We start from the raw sequence: 2994 nt of genomic DNA, 5'->3' as shown, positions 1-2994 counted from the left end.
TTTGTCTACTATGCCTATTTACTTTGGTGTATAAATAATGCCGATCTTGCTTATATTTTCAGTTTGTTCGATGTCTATCAACTATGTTTTTTACTTGATATTGTAAAGTTTCCATTTTATCCCTTATCTTTATCACAATAGACTCCAGATTTTGAGGGAATTTATTTTTTTTATGATGCTTTTCCCATACTTTAAATGGATTCTTTTTCTATGACTTAACAGTTAACCCCCTTTTCTTTATAATAGTTGGAATTTTTTATTTATCGGTTAAATGGCGAAATTATTATGTCAGAAATTGAAACAACACAAGAACCTTCTATTATCATTGGTATTGCTGGAGCTTCAGCATCAGGAAAAAGTCTAATTGCTTCAACAATTTATAAAGAGCTTTGTGAAGAGTTGGGATGTGAAGAGATTGGTATTATTTCGGAAGATTGTTATTACAAAGATCAAGGCCATCTAGATTTTGAGACTCGAACTAAAACTAATTATGACCACCCGAATTCAATGGATCGTGAGTTGTTGTTACAACATTTACAGTCATTAAAAACAGGTGAGGCGGTAGAAATTCCAGAATATAGTTACGTTGAACATACTCGTACCGGAAATACGAGACATTTTGAGCCGAAAAAGGTGATTATTCTTGAAGGAATTTTGTTGTTGACTGATGAACGTATTCGTAACGAAATCAATGTTTCTATCTTTGTAGATGCACCGTTGGATATCTGTTTTATTCGTCGTTTAAAACGAGATATGGAAGAACGTGGAAGAACAATGGATTCAGTCGTAGAGCAGTATCGCAAAACAGTTCGTCCAATGTTCTTTCAATTTATTGAGCCGTCAAAACAGTATGCAGATATTATTGTGCCACGTGGAGGAAAAAATCGTATTGCCATAAATATTTTAAAGGCGCAAATTTTACAATTACTTCGTAAAAAATAGTGGAAAGGTGAAGCGATGAGATTATGTGATATTGATATTGAACGCTATTTGGATGAAGGTAAGATTGTTCTAACCCCGCGTCCTGACAGCAGTAAAATTAATGGTGCAACAGTGGATGTTCGTTTAGGTAATTCTTTCCGCGTATTTCGCGATCATTCTGCTGCTTACATTGATTTAAGCGGTCCGAGAGAGTCTGTAACGGCACAATTAGAGAGCGTGATGAGCGATGAAATTATCATTGAGGATGGGGAGCCTTTCTTTTTACATCCTGGTGTCTTGGCATTGGCAAGCACTTATGAATCAGTTAAATTGCCTAGTAATATTATAGGTTGGTTGGATGGGCGTTCATCATTGGCTCGGCTAGGATTAATGGTTCACGTCACAGCTCATCGTATTGATCCGGGTTGGGAAGGACGGATTGTGCTGGAATTTTATAACTCAGGTAAATTGCCATTAGCATTGCGACCTAAAATGGTAATCGGCGCTTTGAGTTTTGAAGTGTTGAGTGGTGAAGCTCAAAGGCCATATAACAGTAGGTCGGATGCAAAATATAAGAATCAGCAAGGTGCAGTGGCGAGTAGGATAGATAAGGACTGATTATGAAACGGAAGTGGCTGCTTATTGTTATTACAGTGATGTTATTAAGCATTGGTCTGGTGTACTACCAAATCCCAAAGATGGCTCACTATATCACGCAGCGTCTTGCTTCCGATTACAATATCAAACTTAAACCGGAGAGTTTAAGTTTCTCTTATTTCCCTTTAACTATTCACGCTGAAGAGGTTCATTACCATAAAAATGGTTGGATGTTTTCTGCCGAAGAGCTGAAATTAATTCTCAATTATTGGGGGTGGATTTCCGGCAAAAATTGGATTAAACAGCTCGAAGTTGAGAACGGTAGCATTTATAAGGATGATGAAGCTTATTTAACCCATATTTCAGCGGTGGTAAAACAGATTAGCCAAACATCCGTATTAAGTGCTAAAGTTGAGTTTTCAAAAGCAGAAAACCGTTATTTTCAGCATCTAAAAGGGCAATTTTATTTTCAGCTCGGCGAGCATAAATATCTAGTAAAGCAACTTAATGTTGATTGGCAATGGTTGCATAAAATTGGTGAGATGAAATCCACAAAATTACAGGTTGATGAAGCCTTGGTTGATGGTAATGTCGGAGAAGCTAAGGCAACGGAGATTATACTGAATAAGTTAAAATTGCCTCGTATTCAAATGAATTTCAAAGCAAAAAATCAATTTGATTGGCAATTTGTTTTTGCTCCGAATGCTCAAATCTTATTAACGCAGAAAAATAATGATCAGCTACGTAATAAGTGGCATTTTGTTGGAGAAAATGTGCCACTTGAACCGATAACAACATTGCTTGGTTATCAACCATTGATTGAATCTTCTTTTGATTTTAATGGTGAAATAGCTACGGTTGCAGAGCAGAAACAGCAAGTTCATTTTCATTTTGAAAGTGTCAATGGCGGTAAGATTAAAGGATTTAATGTGGTAAACTTATTGGAGTCATCGTTGCCTTTTTCATTAACTAATCCGGATAGATCGTTGCAAGATAGTAAGTTTAATAAACTTAGTGGCAGTCTGATCGGCGATTCATCACTGCTTCAACTACAACATATCGAACTTGATTTACCGGCGGTCAATCTCTCCGGTCAGGGCAATGTTCACCCACAATCCTCACAATGTGAATGGCAATTTGCTATTCAGCCCCATCAACAAAAATATCAACAATATCAACTGGGCGTTGAGCTAAATGGCGATTGCGCATCACCGCGTTACCGTATCCGTTTGGATGATGTTCTCAAAGAGAAAGTAAAATCAAAATTACAACAATTACTGGAAAAATTATAACTAGCAACAGCAAAGCAACGCTAAGTAGTCATTTTCAACAGGCAATTTGGAAGGCATAGTAGACAAAATTGTTGCTGATCTATCAAAAACTATGCCATGTGGACAATTTTGTTGCTAATATTTATTTTTCAAAATATTAGCAACTCTTTTTATTTAAAAAATCCTTTATAAACATAATCTTATG

General features: G+C 36.3%; 3 protein-coding genes. All 3 read left to right on the top strand.

The genetic code is table 11. From position 1 onward, the window contains the following. Window positions 1-285: 285 nt before the first annotated feature. Genes udk through P375_RS11720 form a run of 3 tightly spaced genes read left to right on the top strand, consistent with a single transcriptional unit; the run spans window position 286 to window position 2810 of the window. Complete coding sequence (gene udk, locus P375_RS11730; RefSeq protein ID WP_039137251.1) at window positions 286-942, top strand: uridine kinase; 657 nt, start codon at window positions 286-288, stop codon at window positions 940-942. A gap of 15 nt (window positions 943-957) precedes the next feature. Continuing rightward, on the top strand, window positions 958-1539 hold the full coding sequence (gene dcd, locus P375_RS11725) for a dCTP deaminase (RefSeq protein WP_039137250.1): 582 nt from the start codon (window positions 958-960) through the stop codon (window positions 1537-1539). A gap of 2 nt (window positions 1540-1541) precedes the next feature. Then, a complete protein-coding gene (locus P375_RS11720; RefSeq protein WP_039137248.1) occupies window positions 1542-2810 on the top strand; it encodes a hypothetical protein in 1269 nt (422 codons plus the stop codon). Window positions 2811-2994 lie beyond the last annotated feature (184 nt).

The sequence above is a fragment of the Gallibacterium genomosp. 2 genome (genome assembly GCF_000771895.1).
In the GTDB taxonomy this organism is placed as follows: domain Bacteria; phylum Pseudomonadota; class Gammaproteobacteria; order Enterobacterales; family Pasteurellaceae; genus Gallibacterium.
This window is presented reverse-complemented; position numbering and strand designations above follow the sequence as displayed.